Genomic DNA, 18610 nt, shown 5'->3' on the forward strand with positions numbered 1-18610 from the left:
CGGGAATGCGTACGAGACCGCCAACCAGGCGCGGGCGGCTTGGCTGATTTGGCTGTGGACAAGCCTTTACGCGGGCTACGGCAAGCTTGTCCGGGTCGAGGAACCGGCCGATCGCGTGCTCGCGGGACGGGCGACCGGATGTCCTGGCCAGGCCACTGCGTAGGCCGGATCGCGGTCAGCACTGATCCGGGCGAACCTCAGCAGCTCGCGGATGATCCCGGCGTTGCCCATCGCCCAGCCCGTGCGAGGCTCCAGGACGCTGGGCGTCGCGCGGTGTTCGTGGTTGGACCAGCGGACGCCCTGGGCATCGGCGGTGGCCCGAGCGGCGAGGTCGTCGACCAGCCCGGCACCGAAGCCGGACCGCTCCTGTCGCTCGACGTGCCGATCGCACGCCAGCGCGAGCACTCCGGCGGTGCCGCAGCACGAACCGTTGTTGTCCCAGAACCCAGGGCGGATCCGGCGCGGCAAGCCGGACCGGGTGACGGTGTGCCAGCACCGATCGGCGAGCGCGTCCCACGCCGGGCCGTCGGTGATCGCACGGAGCAGCCGAAAGGCCTGAGCGTCACCGGCGGGGCCGTTGCACCAGCCGTAGCTGTAGCGCGCGATCAGGTCCGGCAGGTGTTGCGGGTCGGAATGCGGAACGAGAAAACCGTCCGGCCCGGCCTCGTCACGCGCGACCACATCGGCGGCACCGGCCAGTGCGAGATCGATCAGATCGCGGCGGCCGGTGGCGTTCCCGATCGTGGCCAACGCGACCACGATGCCGAGAGTGCCGTGGGCCATGTGGTGAGATCGCGGCGGACTCGGCCGGACCGCCCAGTTCACGCCGCCGGGCGTCGGATCGGCGGTGCGGACATAGGGCTCGACGGCGAGCACGGCCAAGTCGTGGTCGCCGCAGGACAGCGCGCCCAGCCCGATGCCAGCGTTGCCCGCCAGCAGTTCGAACATGTCGCCCCATCGGTGCCCGTCGAAGCGAGAACGCACGTGGCGCAGCGCGGACTGTGCGGCGGTCGTCGCGGAGGTGTCGTTCAGCAGAGCGCCGACGGCGTGGAGGGCGAACGCCATGCCTGTCAAGCCGAAGTAGAGCGAGCAGGCCTTTTCGCGCTCGACCGCAGCCGCGAGGGCACGCGCGCCTCGCTGGGCGGCGTCGCCGTAGCGGTCGTCGTCGAAGTGGTGCTGGGCTTCCAGCAACGCGAGCACGATTCCCGCCGAACCGCTGTAGAGCGACGGGTCCGTCTCGTCGTCGGTCGCGGTGCTGCCCCAGACCAGGCCGGCATCGGTGGTCCGCGCGGCGATCAGCAGCCAATCCAGGGCACCTACGGCAAGGCCCTCGGCCATCCTGCCGCACGTGGTGCGGAGCGACTCGCCGTGTTGCATCGTTCCACACTAGCCGTGATCCACTGACGGCTTGATTCTGTATTGGCTGTCGCGGACCGGAGAAGACTTTCCTGGCAGCGCGAACACATGACCTCCACGCGCCGTCGCCGGGCCCGCGTCGTCCTATGGTTCGGCGTCCTCGGCAACGGGAGAGAGCCGGGTTCGGCGAGCAACACCGAACCCGGCCGTATGCGAAGCCGCCGCGACCTCAGCCTGGCGTCCGGCGGCGACCGGGCCGCGCGTCCACCGGGGAATGCTGCTCCGGCCCCGGCAGCGAGTGCCAGTGCGCCGGGTTCCCGCCCCAACTGGCGTTCTCCGGGACCTCTTCACCCTTCATGAGGAAGGAATTCGCGGCGAGTGACGAGCCCTGACCCATCCGCACTCCGTAGTGCACCAAGGCGTTGACCCCGACGGAGCAGTCGCTGCCGATGGCGATGCGGTCCATCTTGAAACCGCCGTCCTCCTGCGAATGGCACTGGACGACGGAGCCCGCGTTGAGCGTGACGTCGTCTCCTAGCCGCACCAGTGTCTTTTCCGCGATGAAACACCCGTCGTCGAACAGTCTGCGGCCGACCTTGGCCCCCAGCAGCCGCCAGGCCATCGCCTTGAACGGGGTGCCGTTGAGCAGCTGGATGCGATCGGTCGCGGACGCTGCTTTCCAGAATCGTTCGTGCCGCCAGAATCGCCGGTCGTAGATCGAGCACGAAATCGGGTGCTGGGGCCGGACGAGGACGGCGATCCGTTCCACGGCGACGAAGTACGCGACGCTGTAGAGGGTCATGCCCACCACGTCGAGCGCGAACAGCGGCGCGCCGAGCTTGGCGTAGTAGATCTTCGACGCCCAGGCCAGCAGGATCAGCCCGAAGGAGAACAGCCACTGGCACAGGACGAACAACAGCATCGACACTGTGTTGTGCCGGGTCTTCGCGGCCAGCGCGCGCCGGAATTCGGCCGGGGTTCTCGGATGGTCGAGCTGGCTGTCGCGGTCGACCGAGCGCGGGATTTCGAAACTCGGCGAGCCGAGCAGTCCGACGTTCGTGCGGAGCGGGCCGTCGAGGGGCACCAAAACCTTGGTGGCCAGCAGGCAGTTGTCGCCGGTCCTGGCTCCGGCCGGGTAGGCGATGTGGTTGCCGAGGAAGTTCTTCGCCCCGACGCGCACCCGGGACAGGCGGAAGGAGGTGCTGGTGTATTCGGCGTTGAGGACCGACAGCCCGTCGGCGACCATCGTGCCCGCCCCGGTCGCGAAGAGGAACGGGTTCTCGAACTTCTCCTGCTGCCCGAAGTTGGAACCGGTCTGCTCGGCCTTGGAGACCTTGCAGCCGACGCTGCGGAGGTAGTGCACGATGGCCGCGCTGTCGCCGAAGACGTCCTTGAAGAACCGTGCGTTGGAGAACCGCCGGATCACCCGGTGCGCGGCGTGGCGCGGGCCGTAGAAGCGGTAGGTCTCGCCTGGTTTCAGGAGCGGGTTGAGCAGCCGGGGCACCGTGACGCTGACTGCGAAGCTGAGCAGCCGCATGCCGGCGAACAGGATCGCGGAGACGATGAGGGCCTTGCCGTAGAACTTCGCGTCGGTGAAGTCCAGGTCGGCCGAGCCCAGTCCCAGGACCGGGCTGACCTGCGGAGCGAGGACCAGCAGCAGGTAGAGCACGCCGAGTGCCAGCGGGACCGCGACGAGGACCGCGAACAGCAGCTGGCGCACGGCGAACCACGCCCGGCGCACGCCGCCGCAGGACCTCGGCTCGACCCGCCGGTACCGCACGTCCGCCGGGACCGCGGGCGAGCCGTGCCAGCTCTCCCCGTCCGGGACCGTCTGTCCTGGATGCAGCGCCGAGGCGTGCCCGAGCTCGGCGCCGTCGCCGATCCGCGTGTCGATGTCGACCACGGACATCTCGCCGAGGTAAGCGTGCGCGCCGATGTCGACCCGGCCGGTCCGGAGTACTCCGCCCTCGGCGCGGTAGGTGGTGAAGTAGGTGTCCTTGCAGATAACTGTGCCTTCGCCGATCGTCAGCAGGTCGGTGCACACCGGCACGAAACCCGACAAGGCTGTCACGCCGCGGCCGATCTTGGCCCCGAGCGCGCGCAGGTACAGCGAGTAGAGCGGAGAGCCGGAGAAGAACGGGAGCAGCGGGTTCCGCTGGACCAGGGTCTTGACCAGCCAGAAGCGGACATAGCCCCAGCTCCACAAGCGGATCTCGCTCGGCGTCCACCGGCCGACGAGGACCCACTTGAGCGCGATCGGGAGCGTGCCCCCGATGACCAGCACCGCGGCGCCGAAGGCGACCGAACGCAGGTAGCAGGACAGAATTCCGGAACCGGCGATGAGCCAATCGGTGCCGATGCCGAGGATTTCCGCTGTGAGCAACGAATAGGCTGCGAAGAGCAGCAGTTGCAGCACTCCGCAGCCGAGGTATTCCAGCGGACTCGCTCTTCGCCGTGGCCCAGCCGGTCTGCTCTCTTCGAGGCCGGGGGGCGCAGGAGGTCCGACAGGTTCGGAGACGGCTGCGGTCGCGGCCAACCCGGCGGCAGTCGGGGTGCGGTACACGTCTTTCATCGACACCGACGGCAGTTCCGGCCGCTTGCGCACCCGGGCGCAGAACTGGGCCATCATGAGCGAATTGGCTCCGAGATCGGAGAAGAAGTTGCTGTCGACCGGAACCTGCTCCCGTCCGGTCAACTCTGCCATCACGTCCGCGAACGCCCGCCCCGTTTCGTCCGGAGGGCAGGGACGGACGACCGGGGATTCGGTGAGATCCATGCCGTCACGATCGCATGACGCGATTTCGGCGCCACCGATGTGCGGCGGAGGTTGACTCTTTCGCAATCTGTTCGATGTGCAATGGGTATGACAAAGTACTCAACTTGGGAAATTAAGGTCCAGATAGCTTGGGTTATATTTATCGCCGGGGATTGTAATTGCTACTGGAAACGCTGTCGAGTGCTGGCGTTAATGCGATTTCCGCAAGCTTCTGACCTGGTGTTCTGATGCTGTCTCGGATGGTCCCCACGGTTGCGGTGCTGTCGCTGGAAACTGTTCCGCCGAGGCGGGCCGCGGAACTGCTTCCGATCGATAAGGTTGCCGTGCGGACTAGTGATTGGCTGCTGATCAACCGCTTGCTCGGGGGTTGGGTGGCGGGGATGTCCGGCTGGCGACGTTTCGTGATTGCCGCTGCGGCAATGATGCTTATCTCGGAAGGGTTGGTTTCGCTTCCGGCGGATTCCGAAACTTGGATCGTTGCGAGAGTTCATCCTCTCGTCGTCGCCCGCCGGGGAATTCTCGTCGATTACTGGTAAATGTGGGTGAATGCAGTGTGAATATTCCTTTTCCGGTTATCGGGGTGGGTGCGGATGTCGTGCCTGGGGCTGTCGCAACTGACGCGACCGTTTCCCGCGCCGGAACTCCTCCGGATGCGTCGACGAAAGCGTCCGAGCGGACAGTTCGCCGAGAAGCGGCCGTTCAGTCGTATTGCCGATTGGCGCACGGTGCTAGCTTGGCTCGGCCGGGGCGCTGGCCAGCCGATGGCGCACGAGGTTTCCTTCGAAGCCGCATCGGGACGTCAGGAAGGGATGTGTCGTTTCGATCGCCGAATGTGCGGAAAGGTGCTCGTTCTATGTCCCGAAGAAGATCACGCTCGAGGAGGGCGGCCGGGGCGGTGGCCGTGCTCGCGTCGTTGTGCATGGTCGGGAGTGCGCGGGCCGCGGTATCGCAGGCCGAGACGCGGACACTGGTGGGCTACGTCGTTTCCGATCCGGAGCTGGCGCGGCACCCCGAGAAGGTGGCGGCGGTAGCGCGGCGGGACGGCTCCTTGGACGCGCTGGGGATCAAACCGGTGTCCCGGACCGAGAACGGGAAGACCGTGCTGTCGCGGCGGGCCGCTGAGGACCCGCGCTATGAACCGCGCTATCTGGTCGACAGCGCGCAGTTCGAGGGAGGACGCGCGCCCGCGAATCCCTACGAGTACATCAATCATCCGGCCGAGTGCTGGCACAATGCGTCCGAGTCCGACGAGGCGGGGTGGATCAAGAACCGGTTCTCCTACTGCCAGGTCAAGGTCAACTGGGCGCTGGACCTGGAGTGCACGGGCACCAGGTGCCGGATGATCGGCTACGCGACAGTCCGCGAGACTCTCATCGGCTACGGCAAGATCGGCGGCGACCCCGCGAAACCCGAGCGCCGCTTCGCCGACTTCCAGCTGGTCTCCACGCAGATCGTCACCGACGGCACGTTCGACAAGCCCGCCGCACGGATGAAGGCGACCATCACCTGCGCCGGCGAGTACCGCGTCAAGAACGGAGACCTCGGCAACGAGGACGCGTGTCATCCGCAAGCCGGGCGCGGCGCCAGGGAGGATCCGCTCCCGGCATGGAAAGCCAACCCGCAAACCTGGTTCACCCTGCAGTCGGAGGCCTATCCGGCAAGTCCGGAGCGCGGCGAGCAACTGGCGCACGGGGTGTTCCGCATCGAGTACGAGTTCGCGCCCGGCGACGGCGTCAACATCAGTTTCACCAAGAGTTTCGAAGGGAGCATGCGCTTCGACAGCGCGGCCTACCTCTGGGACAAACAGGGCAGCGTTTTCGACCGCACCGTACCCGGCCTGTCCTTCGCCTACGACGACCGCAAGGTCGCCCGGCACGCCAAGTTCGTCCGGGAATCCGTCGCCGATCCCGGAGCCACCTGGCCGGTCAAGGCGGACAAGAAACTGCTCGGCTGGTTGCCCACTCACGCCGACTCCCTGCACCGGGTGGCCCGCGGCCTGGGACACGACTACCTCGTCGACGGAAACCGGGACACCGCGAAAGCCGCCTGCGCCGCGCCCGGGATGCCCGCACCGCTGCCCGACGAACCCACGCCCGTCGACTGTGCCGACTACGCGTACGCGACCACTTACGAAGGCGCTGCGGGCTGGCTCGACCCGGACAAGCACAAGAACGACTTCGCGGTCCGGTGGGTCGGCGAAGACCAGACCAGGGAAGCGGCCAAGCGCCTGCACGCCTGGTACCAAACTCACCGGATCCTCGACGTCGACCTGCTCGTCCCCGAACGCCACAACGCACTGGACCCGCTCGACCAGGAACGGTTTTTCCTCTCTGCCTCATAGCATTGCCGGAACTGCGAACCCCGGTCCCGGCGAGTCGTGGCTGGCATGGACGAGCGGGCACCACACGGCTTCGGGCGGTTCCAGGGGAGAACGGCCGTGGATAGGGTGGAACTTGGTCGGCAACACCGTAAACTCAACCCGGGAGGAACAGGCCCTGATGGACGACCGCGAGTTCTGGGCGCTCGTCTCCTTGGCGCGGCGGGACCCTCCGGCGACGGACCAGGCCGCTTTCGCTCCGCTGGAAGAGGAACTCGGCAGGCGCGGGGAAGCGGAAATCAAGCAGTTCGAGGATATCCTCGCGCGGCTTCTCTACGACCTGGACCGGGCAGAGTTCGCCGCGACGCCGTCCGCAGCCACCGGTCTGCCTCTCTCGAGCGATTCCTTCCTGTACCACCGGGCTGCGGTGGTGCTGGCGGGGGAGCAGGCCTACCGGTCCGTTCTCGAAGACCCGGAGAAATTCGGTTCCTGCGCCGGGGTCGGTGCGCCCGAGGCCGAATTCCTGCTCTACGTCGCGCAACACGCCTACGAGAGTTTGACAGGAAAAGAATGGGAGCACGTCAGCCCCGTCGACTACGAGACGGGATCGAACCCGGCGGGCTGGAGCTGAGCACGATCGGTGTGGACGCGCAGGAGGCTGGCGACGAGGTCGTAGCGCCAGAGGGCCGGGGTGGCCCTCGTCCGCCCCCAGCCTGGAAGCAGGTTCGGGGCCGATCAGATCTTCCGCGCCGGCGAGTCGATCCAGCCGGGGAGGTCTTCCTGGGCGGCTGGGGCGACTCCGGCGATGAGGCCGACGTAACTGAACAGAGTCCTGGTGGTGCCCCCAGACTGGGCGGTCCGTGAGATGCAGTTCATCGGGCGACAGCAAAGTCTGGTCGGCGATGCGACGAATGCGGTTGCCGACGGTCGTGTGGTCGTGGTGGTCTGATGCGGTGATCGAAATGGCGTGGGAGCGGCCGCTGCACCAACGCGGCGTTGCCTCGGGACTCGCGGTGACGAACGGTCATGTCATCGTTCACGAGCGCAGCACGAGGCTGGTGAGCCTCGACCCGGCAGATGGTTCGGTGCGGTGGGATGTCCCGGTCGGCACCTGGCCGCGCGCGGTTGTCGTCGTCGGTGATCGTTGTCTGGCGATCCCGCAGGACAACCCTCGACTGTCCTGTTTGGATCTCGCGACCGGACAGGAGATCTGGTCCGCCGACGTTCCCGCGGTCCCCGGACACCTGGTCGTTTCAGCGAACGTGGTGCTCGTGGGCGGCTGGCGCGGTTACACGCCGCTGCGCGCATTCGATCTCGCGACCGGGCAGCTCCGTTGGGAAACCGAACGTCGAATCGACACCGTGCTGCCCGTGCCCGCTGGCGACGGCTTCCTGATCGGCGAACCGCAGGACACCCGTGTTCGATTGATCGATCGGCACGACGGCCGGGAACTGTCGGCATGGCAGCTGCCACAGCCGCTCGCGGACAACGACGCCGGATCCAGCATCTCGACGGTAGGACCCGACCGCTTCCTGCTGCGCTGCGGCCCGCGCGCACTGGCTGAGATCGTCCTGTCAGCCGACACAGTCCGCGAGTTCGTCCGAGCCGAGACCGGCCTTGCGGCCGCAGCACCGGGATATGCGGGAGGGCTGCTGTGGTTGCCCGAAGACCGCGGCGGCTACACCGTTGTGGATCCGCCGCGGGACGCCTGCAGTGGCGCGTCGATGTCGGCCAGCGACTAGTCGGCGATGTCGTCCCGACGGCTGACGGCTTCCTGGTCGCCAGTGCTTCCGGGTCGCTGTTTCACCTGACTTCTGACGGACGGCTCGCCAAGCGAACCAGCGTCGCACGGAGGATCTGGGCGCTGCGCGGGGCTGCAACTGACCAGCTGTTTGCGCTGACCAAGGGTGCCCTGCTCGCCATCACGATCAGGAAATAGCGCGTGGTTGGAATAGGCCCCCCGTAGCGGGACGGGATCTTCTGCCCGCTCAGCACGGATCTGAGCCACCTCCGAGCTGTACGGCCTTCGCGAGGCTAGGCAGATGGCGGACCGCGTAAAATGAGGGGCGGGGACAGCGGGTTCGCGCGACACTGCGCAGGTGATCACGATGCAACCGGTTGTCGAGGTGTGCGCGCGGGAAGACTTTGGCCTCTGGCCAGTCACGAAGGTCGAACCGCGTAGCTATTTCGCACTAGGCGGCAACCTGACGCCTGATGAGGTCGGGACAGTGTTGATGTGCATCGCCAGCTGCAACGACGTCGACCCGGAGGACGACGGCCGCCCGCCCCGTCCTGCCGACGAGTTGGGGGCGTTCCTGCACGGCCTGCTGACGTTCGACACCCTGTTTGCGTCCGGCGGCTTGCGGGTGACGGACACCGCCTCGGGCGTGGTATTGCTGCCGGGTTGTTGCAACGGTCTGGAGGACTGGCGCGAGTGGAGCCGCGTCCTGGAGATCGGCGGACAGGCTTGGTTCGGGCACGATCCCGCCCCGTGCGCCGAACGTCGCGGCGACCTCGTCCGGTTGACCGTCGACGCGGAGCGGAGCGACAGCCCTGTGATCGAACTCCCGGCCGTGGCACTGCAGCACCTGCTTGGCGCGGTCGAAAACGACCTCGTCGATTTCCTCGCATTGGCGACTGACTGGGCCGCCAGGAATCTGCCACGCTGCGCTTCCTCAGTCACTGCGGCTCTCGCCCGGGTCCTCGACCTTCCTGTTTCTCCTGAACCTGTGTCCGCGGCCGGGAGTCTGACGACGTCCTGACCGGCGAGAGACGGGGCATCGGCTTCGGTCATCGGCCCTCCGGGGACTGGCGGCGACAGGCGAGGGGTCCGGTCCGGCTCAGTCGCGACTGGACTGCGAATAGCGATCCTGCGAAATTAAATCGCCCAGTAAGCGGTTGAGAGACTGGAAGAATCGCCGTGCTTGCGGATGGAGCAGCCTGAAGCGCATCACCGTGGTGTGTGTGGCAGGTGCGCCGGTCCAACCAGCGGTCAGCTGACGTTGTCATCCGGTACACCCGCCGCGCGCCTGGAATCTTTCGTGGCCAGGTGGGTGAGCACGAGGCCGAACGAGGCGATGATGAGGTTCTGCAGGGCTGGCTGGAGGCCGTTCCACTTGCTGGATTGCCACATTTGAAACCATTCTCCGCCTATCGCGATGAAGCCGACCCCGAAAAGCGTCAACTGCATCACCCAGCCAAGGTTGGACAGCTGCTTCGCTGTCGACAGCGGGCGACCGGCCAGGTGGGTCCGTATCCAAGCGACAAAACCAGCGATGAGCGCCAGTGCGGTGAGCAGCTCCCACGCGATGATGGCAACGTAGACGGCGTCGGCAAGTCCGGGGCTGGTGATGGCACGCCACATCATGTTCGGTGATTGAAATGTCGTGTCCATCGCCAGGACGTGATGGACGAATTCTCGATTCGTTTCGAAGTCTGTGATGTTGCCGACGGCGACAAGTGTCATTTGTATAGCTGTCATCCCGGTGAGAACTGTGGCCGCGGCGGTGAGAGTTCCGATTCTGCTGAAGATGCGCATGTCTGGATCTTACCTGTTTAGCGTGAAGGACTGCGCCGTCTTCTACGCCCGTTGCCAGGATTTCCCATGCGGATCGAAGAGTTAAAGGGTGTTATGTGGACGACGCCTGCAGCTGTGCCAATCGGTTGACCTAGGGGTGCCGCATACTCCGCTGAGATGGTCCATAGGTGCAATTTTCGGTCGGGACTACCGGTCGCGAGCATGCTGCGCGCACCAGCAGCGGGTCGTCGCAGTGCTTGCGCAAGGGGCCGCCGCCTCGCCCGAGCTGCGCGCCTGGCCGGATCTGCGACGATGGGGACGATCGTGTCGACGACGGGAGAGCTGATGGACGAGTCGAGCCGCCGGGATGTGTGGCGTCCGGGCCAGGACTGCCAGGCGGTGGCCACGGCCCGGTCGCTGGGCCAGGACGTGGACAAGATCCACGGGGACGCGTGGGGCGTCGTCGGGACCTTGGGAGACAGCGTCTGCTATGTCGGCGTCGCGGACAAAGTCACGGCGATCCACGAGGCCCTGGCGCAGCGGATCCGCGACCGCGACCTGCCCGTCCGGCTGCTGGCCCCGAACTATTCGGGCGGGATCTCGGACGGCCAGCGCAACGGCACGCCGCAGATGCGGTACTCGCTGATCGGCCGCGAGACGACGAACGACGGGTTGTCGCTGCACTTCGAGGGCAGTGAGATGCGGGGAATCGTCGCCGTGGTGGCGTGCGACAAGCCTCCGGTCGGCGCGACGGCGGCGATCCTGGAGCGCGACGTGCCCGCGGTGGTGGTCTCCGATGGTTCGATCCGTCCGGGGACGGATCCCGAAACCGGGGAAACAATCGATCTGGTGAGCTGCTTCCAGGTCGCCGGGGACCCGGACGCGGCCAAACGTGAGCGGTGGGCGCGCAACGCGTGTCCCGGGCACGGCAGCTGCGGCGGGATCTTCACCTACAACACGATGCAGTCCTTCATCGCCGTGCTGGGGCTGGAGCCGCTGCACATGGTGTCGCCGGCGTCCGAGGACGCGCGACGGGTCGAGGAATTCCCCGAGCAGATCGTGGACTGCCTGGAAATCATGACGCAGCGCGGGATAACTCCGCGCGACCTGGCCACCCCGCTCGCGTTCCGCAACGCCGCCGTCGTGGCGATCGCGCTGGGCGGCTCGACGAACGTGGTCCTGCACGCCCCGGAGATCGCCCGCGCGGCCGGTGTCGACTTCTGGTCCGAGGTCATGACCCAGCAGGAGTTCAACCGGCTCTCCCGGACCGTCCCGGTGCTCGTCAACGCCCGGCCGTTCGGGCAGTACAGCATGGTGGACATCGACACCGCCGGCGGCCTGCAAGCGGTGGTGGCGGAACTGCTCCGGCACGACCTGCTCGACGGATCCACCCTGACCTGCACAGGCGAAACACTAGGCGAGCAGATCGAGCGGCTCGACCCGCCCGCCCCGGACGGGCAAGTGGTCTTCTCCGCCGCCGAACCGTTCAAACCCACCGGCGGCCTGCGCCTGCTCTCCGGCAACCTCGCCCCCGACGGCGGCGCGGTGATCAAACTGGCCGGAGTCGAAACCGGCGTCGTCGACGGCCGGTTCGAGGGACGGGCTCGCGTCTTCGACAGCGAGCAGGAGCTGTTGCGGGCGCTCATCGAGACGCCGGACGAGTTCGCGGACCGGGACATGGTCGTCATCCGCTACGAAGGCCCGCGGGGAGCTCCCGGCATGCCCGAGATGCTCGACCCGACCTCTCGCATCACCGCGCTGTGCCGGACGAAAGGCATCTCCATCGCGCTGATGACGGACGCACGGTTCTCCGGCGGATCGGTCGGCCTGGTCATCGGACACGTCGGCCCGGAAGCCGCCCTCGGCGGCCCGATTGCCCTCGTCGAGGACGGGGACACGATCACCGTCGATCTGAACACCGACTCCCTTGAGTGCGCGGAATTGGCCGACTCTGCTGTGTGGCAGGCGCGTAACGCTAAGTGGCAGGAAGCCGCCGCGGCGAACGGGGGTGTTCATCCGCTGGTTCGTCCGGTGTCGACTCGTTTGCTCCGCCGGATGCGTGCGCTCGCTGCCTCGGCGATCGATGGTGGGGGGATGGCGGAGGCTGTTCGCTGACACGGCCGGGTTGGGGTGCGGCCGGTTTTCGAGGAGTCGCGGGGCCAGCTCCGGCCCGACGGAGTTGACGGGCGGGGTGTCCGGCGGCCCTGAGCTGGTGCTGGTGGTTCCTCGCTGAGATTCAGCGGACTCATCTGGCCGTCGGAAGGTCGCGTTGGCGAGTGGTTTCGCAGCGCTGGATGGCGTCCGCGTGCTGGAGGGCGAGCGATATGTCGTCGCGGCCGTGCAGCAGGCGGGTCCGGATGTCGTCGGAAACGGTGAAGGCCGGCCAGCACCTCTGTCGGACTACCCGGCGATCTGCCGTCGTGTGTGGGACCTTTCAGGCACTTCTCGGCCCGCGTGTGCCGGATTCTGCCGAGGTATTCGTGCGGGCCAATTGCGACGGAGTTTCTGGCCGTTGTCCCCTTTCTGGCCAGTTGACTGGCCAGTTGTCCAGGTAATTTCCATTATCTGTCGATTTTCGCCCGTTGTCTGCCGCATATCATCGTTGGCGTGTCCGAGTACGAGTTCGATCTATTCATCAGCTACAGCCGTCACGGCAGCGTGCAGAAATGGCTGCTCAACCACTTTTACGGAAGACTGCGTGAATGCCTGGCCGACGAGTACGGCAGCCTGAACGTGTACCTGGATCGGCAGATGCCCAGCGCGGTGCACTGGCCGTCCAATCTGCGGGACGCGTTGCAGCGCAGCAAGATCATGGTTCAGCTGCTCACCCCGCCTTACTTTCAGTCGTCCTGGTGCATGGCCGAGATGCGCAGCATGCAGGCAAGGGAGGAGATGCTCGGACTCGCGGGTCGCGGCGCTTCTTCCCAGGGGTTGATCTATCCGATCCTGTACGCGGACTCGGAAAATTTTCCCGAAGAGGGAAAGGTGCGAGCCTGGCGGGATTTCAAGGACGTTGCTTACCCGGATCCGTGCTATCAGCAGAGCGTTGAATACAACAAGTTCCACCACAAGGTCAAGGAGCTCGCCAGGGACCTGGCGCAGTTGGTGGCGCAGGCGCCGCCGTGGCGGCCGGACTGGCCGGTCGTCGAAGTACCGGAACCGGTGCTGCTGCCGACTCCTCCGCTGCCGAGGTTCGAATGACGACCGGAGCCGTGCTCACCTTCTATTCGTACAAGGGCGGGGTGGGTCGCAGTTTCACGCTGGCGAACGTGGCCGTGCTGCTGGCGCGCTGGGGGTACCGCGTGCTCGCGGTGGACTGGGATCTCGAAGCGCCCGGGCTGCACCACTACTTCGGGCCGAAGCTGGTCGAGCAGCCGGAACGCGGGATCGTCGACCTCGCGCACGACTTCCTGCACAGCGGCGGATCGCCGGGGACCCCGCGGGACCTGGAGTCCTACGCCGTCCGGGTCGGCGTCGCAGGCGGCCGGCTCGATCTGCTGGCCGCCGGACGCGTGGTGTCCGGCAAGCTGGAAGACTCCTATTCAAAGCGGATGCAGGCGCTGAACTGGGAGGAGCTGTACCGGCGCGGGTTCGCCGCGTACCTGGAGCGGTGCCGGGAGGCTTGGACCGAGGACTACGACTTCGTACTGCTCGACAGCCGGACCGGTGTCTCCGACATCGCCGGCATCTGCACCGCGCATCTGCCGGACCGGTTGGTCGTGGTGTTCACTGCCAACGACCAGAACCTCGACGACGTGGTGGACGTCGCCCAGCGGGCCGACCGAGCCCGCGACCGCCTGCCCTACGACCGGCCCCGGCACTCGGTGCTCCCCATTCTGTCCAGATTGGACAATCGAGTCGAGTACGAGCGCGCCGAGCAGTGGCAGCGCAAATGCGCCGAGACCGTGGCGCCGCTGTTCGGCAACTGGCTGGCGCAGACAGTCCCGGTGGACCTGATGATGCGCCACCTCACGGTGCCCTACGTCTCCTACTGGAGCTTCGGCGAGCAGTTGCCGGTCCTGGAGGAGGAGGTGCCCAAGGCGGACCAGATCTCCTACGCGCTGGAAACGGTCGCGTCGGTCATCGCACAGGACTTCGACCGCACCGACGTGCTGGCCGACAACCGCGACGCCTACGTGGCCGCGGCGCGGGACCGGCGCCGCGACTTCGACCTGGACGTACTGGTGTCTAGCGCACGGCAGTCCAAGGTCGCGGCGGAACTGATCGAAGAACTGCACCTGCTCGGCGTGCGCGCCGACCGGTCGTTGTCCGGCGATCCGGGATTCCTGGCCGAGGCCACCGATTCGGCCCAGCATTTGTGCCTGGTGGTCGAGGGACCGCTGAGCCGCTGGCAGATCACCGAGTCCGAACGGTTCCTGCGGCACACGCTCGGGCCGGAGGGCAGGCACCGGCAACTGTTCTGCCTGCTCGCCCGCGGCATCGATCGCAACGAACTGCCGGGCTTCGTGCGCAATCTGCACCACCTGGAATTCACGCCGGACGTGCGGCCCGTCCGGGTGGCCAGTCAACTGCACCGCCTGCTTACTGCCACCGGGGCAGGGCCGGATCAGGAGGCGCTGCGGACTGCGGCGGACGCGCTTCGCACGCTGCCGGACACCCTGCCCTACGCCGAACGCTTCGTGCTGGTCGAGGACACCGTGCGCGGGATGGCCACCGCGCTGGACCGCGGTGACTTGGCCCTGCTGCTCGACCGGTCGGCGGACCTTACCTTCCTCGGCAGAGCCCACGGCGACGGCGCCGGGGTGCCCGCACCCCGAGCACTCCTCGACGCGACGACGGCACTGCTGAACCGGATCGATCGACGGATCAACGCGTTCACCGAATGAAAGGCGGCGAAATGCCGGAGCAGTACTCCACTAACGCCAGAGCCGCACTGCTGGCGCTGGTGCTGGCCAACCGGGACATGCTCAACACCGAACTGGTCAAGGACCACAAGATCCGGCTCGGTCCGGCCGAGCGCGATCGGCTGAACGCCGCCGGGCTGCTCGAGAGCTTGACGAACCTCCGGCCGATCGTGCACCGGATCACCGACGAGGGGATCGACTGGTGCATGACCGACCTGGTTCGTTCGGAACTGCCGTCCCGCTCGGGGCCGCAGGCTCGGCAGCAGCTCGACCTGCTGCGCCGGCTGGTGCCGTTCCTGCGCCGGCGCGGCCTGCTGGCCGAGGCGCTGCGGTCCGGCGACCTGGAATCGCTCATCCGCGGTGTCTACGCCGAGCTGTCGGTGGGCGTGCAGGACTGGATCCGCCTGGCCCGGCTGCGGCCGAAGCTGAACGGCGCGGACAAGGACGAGGTGGACGCAGTGCTGGTCAAGATGGCGAAGACGGGCACGGTCCACCTGGCCCCCGACTCGAACCGCAAGGTGCTCACCGATGCCGACCACGACGCCGCCGTCCGGGTCGGCGGCGAGGACAAGCACCTCATCGTGATCGAGGAATCATGACCGACGACTTGCGCGAGGTACTGGCCGTCCTGCGAATCAACTCCGCCGAGACCCCGGACGACGTCTGGCACCTTTCGCCCTCGCACATCGACGGCCTGCACGCCAGGGTCGAGCACAACATCAGGGCGGCCATCGAGGACGCCAGGACCAGCACGGGCCCCAGCCCGGTGGGCGTGGTCGTGCAGGGGGAGAAGGGAGTGGGCAAGACCCACCTGCTCGGCACGGTGCGTCGCATGGTGCAGCGCGAGGGCGGCTACTTCTTCCTGGTCGAGCTCACCACCGGGGACGCGTTCTGGGACGACGTCGCCGAGGCGATGCGCAGCGAGCTGCACCGGGCCAACGACGAGGGAGAGCGCCAGCTCACCGTGCTGCTTCGGCAGTTGTGCGCCGGTGCGGCGGTGTCCGAAGAGGTCAGCACAGCCATTGTGGGCGAGTCGGCATTGCAGCCCGACCACCTGCGCGCACTGCTCAACGGTCTCAGGAAGGCCGACAGCCGCATCGCGGTGGAATGCGCTGACACCATCCGGGCTCTGGTGCTCTACGGCTCCGACGCCGCGGACATCGGCCGGGAATACCTGCAGGGCCACGAAGGCAGCAAGGAGGACCGCCGGTCCTGGGGCATGCAGCACCGCGCCAAGCCAACCCGCGTGCTCGTACGCGACATCTCCCGCGTCCTCGCCTTGACCGGACCGTGCGTCGTGGGGGTCGACCAGCTGGACACCGTGGTCAACAAGGGGCAGGACGCCCTCGACACCCAGGAGACCGACGCCGAGGCGATCCGGGAAATCGCGCTGATCTCCGACGGCCTGATGGCGCTGCGTGAATCCACCCAGCGGACGCTGACTATCGTGGCGTGTCTGCCCTACACCTGGATGCGGTTGAAGAACGTGGCCAGCGACACGGTGGGCGACCGGTTCACCCAGACCTCTTTCCTCGGGGCGATCCAGGATCCGGCACTGGGCAAGAAGCTGATCGAGAAGTGGCTTCGGGTGATCTACGAAAAGCACGGCGTCGCAGCACCGCATTCGACCTGGCCCGTAGCCGCCAGCGCGTTCGGCGAGAGCTGGACGAGTTACACGCCGCGGCAGTTGCTCAAACGGATCCACGCCCACGCCGAAGCCTGCCTGCACGGCGAGATCCGGGAACTGGGTTCCTTCGACGAGAAAGTGGTCCAGACCGTGCCCGTTGCCACGGTGCCGGATCATTCCCTCGACGAACTCGACGAGGAGTTCGCCCGGCTGCGCAGCGAGGTCGACCTCAGCGCACTGGCCATCAGCAAGGACAACGAGAACGACATCGCTCCTCCATTGCTGTTGGCCGGGTTGAAGGCGTGGATCACCGAGTTCGGCAACGACGATCTGAAGTGGCAGCCGGAGTCGCTGTCGGACGAGAAAAGGCTGCACGCCAGCCTGCGCCGGCTCCTCGACGACGAGCTCGACGTCCAGGAGCAGTGGACGTTCCGGGTCATCTCCGGGGGCCACGGCACGACGGTGCTGCGCCGGATGCGCAACGCCCGCGACGCGGCGGGCATCCGGGCCGGAGCCAAAGACCGGCACCTCGTGCTCATCCGCTGGGGCAACCGCGGCTGGACCGGGCCGACCACCCGCAAGGAGTTCACCGCACTGGAGCGACTGGGGGTGCGGCGCCTCGACATGTCGGACGAGGACGTGCGGACCTTCAGCGCGCTGCGGGAAATGCTGGCCAAGCCGACCCACCGGTTGATCACCTGGCTGGTGGCGCGCAAGCCTGCCAGCGGCAGCACGCTGCTGCGCCACGTCCTGCCCCAGCCTGCCCAGAACAGGAACGGACACCAGGAAACGCGGCCGCCGCCGGAACCGGCCCCGGCGAGACCCGCCATTCCGCCTCTCGCCGAGGCAAATCCCACCACGCCGAAGGCCCCGGTTGCCGAACCGGTCGAACCCCCTGCCGCGGAACCGTCCGCATCGGCGGGCGATGAACTCGTGCTCGGGCTCAACGGAGAAATCCACATCGGGCTGGAGTCTCTGCGCAAGCACGTCATCGTGTTCGCGGGGTCCGGCAGCGGGAAAACCGTGCTGCTGCGCCGGATCGTCGAGGAGTGCGCACTGCGCGGGGTGTCGGCGATCGTGCTGGACCCCAACAACGACTTGACACGTCTGGGCGACGCTTGGCCCGAACCGCCTGACGACTGGCTGCCCGGGGACGCGGGCAAGTCGGCGGAATACCTGGCCAGCACCGAGGTAGTGGTGTGGACTCCAGGCCGGGCGGGCGGACGTCCGCTCAGCTTCCATCCGCTGCCCGACTTCGCCGACGTCCGCGAGGACGCCGACGAGTTCGCGGCCTCGGTCGAAGCCGCCGTGGCTCGGCTGGTGCCGCACGCCAGGGTCGCCAACGAGACGAAGGGCGCCGTTCGCGGCCGGGCGGTCCTGCGCGAGGCGCTGACGCACTACGCCCGTTCCGGGAACCGGGACCTCAACCGGTTCATCGAATTGCTCGCCGAATTGCCGGAGGGGGTGAGCAACCTCAGCACCGGTGCCGCGATGGCCGCCGATCTGGCGGAAACCCTGCGGGCCGCGGTGGTCAACGACCCGCTCCTCGGCGGGCCGGGGGAAACGACCGACCCTGGGATGCTGCTCACGCCGTCGGCGGGCAGGCGGGCCCGGATTTCGGTGATCAGCTTCATCGGGTTGCCGTCGGAGGAGCAGCGGCAGGGCTTCGTCAGCCAGCTCCAATGGGAGGTGTTCGCCTGGATCAAACGCCACCCGGCCGTGGACCGGCCGCTCGGCGGGCTGTTCGTGATGGACGAAGCGCAGACTATCGCGCCTTCGACCGCGTTGACGGCCAGCACGCAGAGCACCATCCTGCTCGCTTCCCAGGCACGCAAGTACGGGCTCGGCCTGGTGCTGGCCACCCAGGCGCCGAAGGGTGTGCACAACCAGGTGGTCGGCAATGCCACTACGCAATTCTTCGGCAGGCTGAACAGTCCGGCACAGGTGGCCGCCGCGACCGAGATGGCCAGGGCGAAGGGCAGTTCGGTGGGCAACATCTCGCGCCTGGAACGCGGGCAGTTCTACGCCACCGGCGAGAACTTCGCCTTCCGCCGGATGCGGGTGCCGCTGTGCCTGAGCCATCACCCGCCGAGTCCGCTGCGGCTCGAAGAAGTGCTTGACCGGGCCCGCGGACACCGCTGACCCCACGCGA

General features: G+C 67.2%; 14 protein-coding genes. 10 read left to right on the forward strand and 4 right to left on the reverse strand.

The window, feature by feature from the left end:
- Positions 1 to 75 precede the first annotated feature (75 nt).
- Together ACFORO_RS19470 and ACFORO_RS19475 are read right to left on the reverse strand one after the other, a co-directional pair.
- Positions 76 to 1377 (reverse strand): lanthionine synthetase LanC family protein, encoded by a 1302-nt coding sequence (locus tag ACFORO_RS19470; RefSeq protein WP_377870788.1) that lies wholly within the window; start codon positions 1375 to 1377, stop codon positions 76 to 78.
- A 208-nt stretch (positions 1378 to 1585) separates the two neighbouring features.
- On the reverse strand, positions 1586 to 4132 hold the full coding sequence (locus ACFORO_RS19475) for a Pls/PosA family non-ribosomal peptide synthetase (protein ID WP_377870787.1): 2547 nt from the start codon (positions 4130 to 4132) through the stop codon (positions 1586 to 1588).
- A 239-nt stretch (positions 4133 to 4371) separates the two neighbouring features.
- Here ACFORO_RS19475 and ACFORO_RS19480 point away from each other — a divergent pair, with 239 nt between their 5' ends.
- The 3 genes from ACFORO_RS19480 (at position 4372) to ACFORO_RS19490 (ending at position 7080) form a co-directional block, all read left to right on the forward strand.
- On the forward strand, positions 4372 to 4668 hold the full coding sequence (locus tag ACFORO_RS19480) for a hypothetical protein (RefSeq protein WP_377870786.1): 297 nt from the start codon (positions 4372 to 4374) through the stop codon (positions 4666 to 4668).
- A gap of 359 nt (positions 4669 to 5027) precedes the next feature.
- The gene (locus ACFORO_RS19485; RefSeq protein WP_377870785.1) at positions 5028 to 6473 is read left to right on the forward strand and encodes a hypothetical protein; all 1446 of its coding nucleotides are present in this window, start codon (positions 5028 to 5030) and stop codon (positions 6471 to 6473) included.
- 157 nt (positions 6474 to 6630) lie between these two features.
- A complete protein-coding gene (locus ACFORO_RS19490; RefSeq protein ID WP_377870784.1) occupies positions 6631 to 7080 on the forward strand; it encodes a DUF4240 domain-containing protein in 450 nt (149 codons plus the stop codon).
- 104 nt (positions 7081 to 7184) lie between these two features.
- Here ACFORO_RS19490 and ACFORO_RS19495 read toward each other — a convergent pair whose 3' ends face one another.
- Positions 7185 to 7325 carry a hypothetical protein gene (locus ACFORO_RS19495; RefSeq protein ID WP_377870783.1) on the reverse strand — a complete coding sequence of 47 codons (141 nt, stop codon included), beginning with the start codon at positions 7323 to 7325 and terminating at the stop codon, positions 7185 to 7187.
- Positions 7326 to 7351: 26 nt separating this feature from the next.
- Between ACFORO_RS19495 and ACFORO_RS19500 the strand changes: the two genes are divergently transcribed.
- Positions 7352 to 8191 (forward strand): outer membrane protein assembly factor BamB family protein, encoded by an 840-nt coding sequence (locus ACFORO_RS19500; RefSeq protein ID WP_377870782.1) that lies wholly within the window; start codon positions 7352 to 7354, stop codon positions 8189 to 8191.
- A gap of 366 nt (positions 8192 to 8557) precedes the next feature.
- On the forward strand, positions 8558 to 9211 hold the full coding sequence (locus ACFORO_RS19505; protein ID WP_377870959.1) for a hypothetical protein: 654 nt from the start codon (positions 8558 to 8560) through the stop codon (positions 9209 to 9211).
- Positions 9212 to 9441: 230 nt separating this feature from the next.
- Here the strand turns inward: ACFORO_RS19505 and ACFORO_RS19510 are convergent, their stop codons facing one another.
- Positions 9442 to 9987, reverse strand: a complete 546-nt coding sequence (locus ACFORO_RS19510) for a DUF2165 domain-containing protein (protein ID WP_377870781.1) — start codon at positions 9985 to 9987, stop codon at positions 9442 to 9444.
- Between the two features lie 303 nt (positions 9988 to 10290).
- Between ACFORO_RS19510 and ACFORO_RS19515 the strand changes: the two genes are divergently transcribed.
- The 5 genes from ACFORO_RS19515 (at position 10291) to ACFORO_RS19535 (ending at position 18600) form a co-directional block, all read left to right on the forward strand.
- Positions 10291 to 12081 (forward strand): dihydroxy-acid dehydratase domain-containing protein, encoded by a 1791-nt coding sequence (locus ACFORO_RS19515; RefSeq protein ID WP_377870780.1) that lies wholly within the window; start codon positions 10291 to 10293, stop codon positions 12079 to 12081.
- Between the two features lie 492 nt (positions 12082 to 12573).
- Positions 12574 to 13167, forward strand: a complete 594-nt coding sequence (locus tag ACFORO_RS19520; protein ID WP_377870779.1) for a TIR domain-containing protein — start codon at positions 12574 to 12576, stop codon at positions 13165 to 13167.
- The gene (locus tag ACFORO_RS19525) at positions 13164 to 14813 is read left to right on the forward strand and encodes a KGGVGR-motif variant AAA ATPase (RefSeq protein WP_377870778.1); all 1650 of its coding nucleotides are present in this window, start codon (positions 13164 to 13166) and stop codon (positions 14811 to 14813) included. The genes ACFORO_RS19520 and ACFORO_RS19525 overlap by 4 nt, the downstream gene beginning before the upstream one ends.
- An 11-nt stretch (positions 14814 to 14824) precedes the next feature.
- Positions 14825 to 15430, forward strand: a complete 606-nt coding sequence (locus tag ACFORO_RS19530; protein WP_377870777.1) for a hypothetical protein — start codon at positions 14825 to 14827, stop codon at positions 15428 to 15430.
- Positions 15427 to 18600: a helicase HerA domain-containing protein gene (locus tag ACFORO_RS19535; protein ID WP_377870775.1), complete on the forward strand. Its 3174-nt coding sequence runs from the start codon at positions 15427 to 15429 to the stop codon at positions 18598 to 18600. Before ACFORO_RS19530 ends, ACFORO_RS19535 begins: the two co-directional genes overlap by 4 nt.
- Positions 18601 to 18610: the final 10 nt, after the last annotated feature.

The organism is Amycolatopsis halotolerans (assembly GCF_042647905.1).
Lineage (GTDB): Bacteria > Actinomycetota > Actinomycetes > Mycobacteriales > Pseudonocardiaceae > Amycolatopsis > Amycolatopsis halotolerans.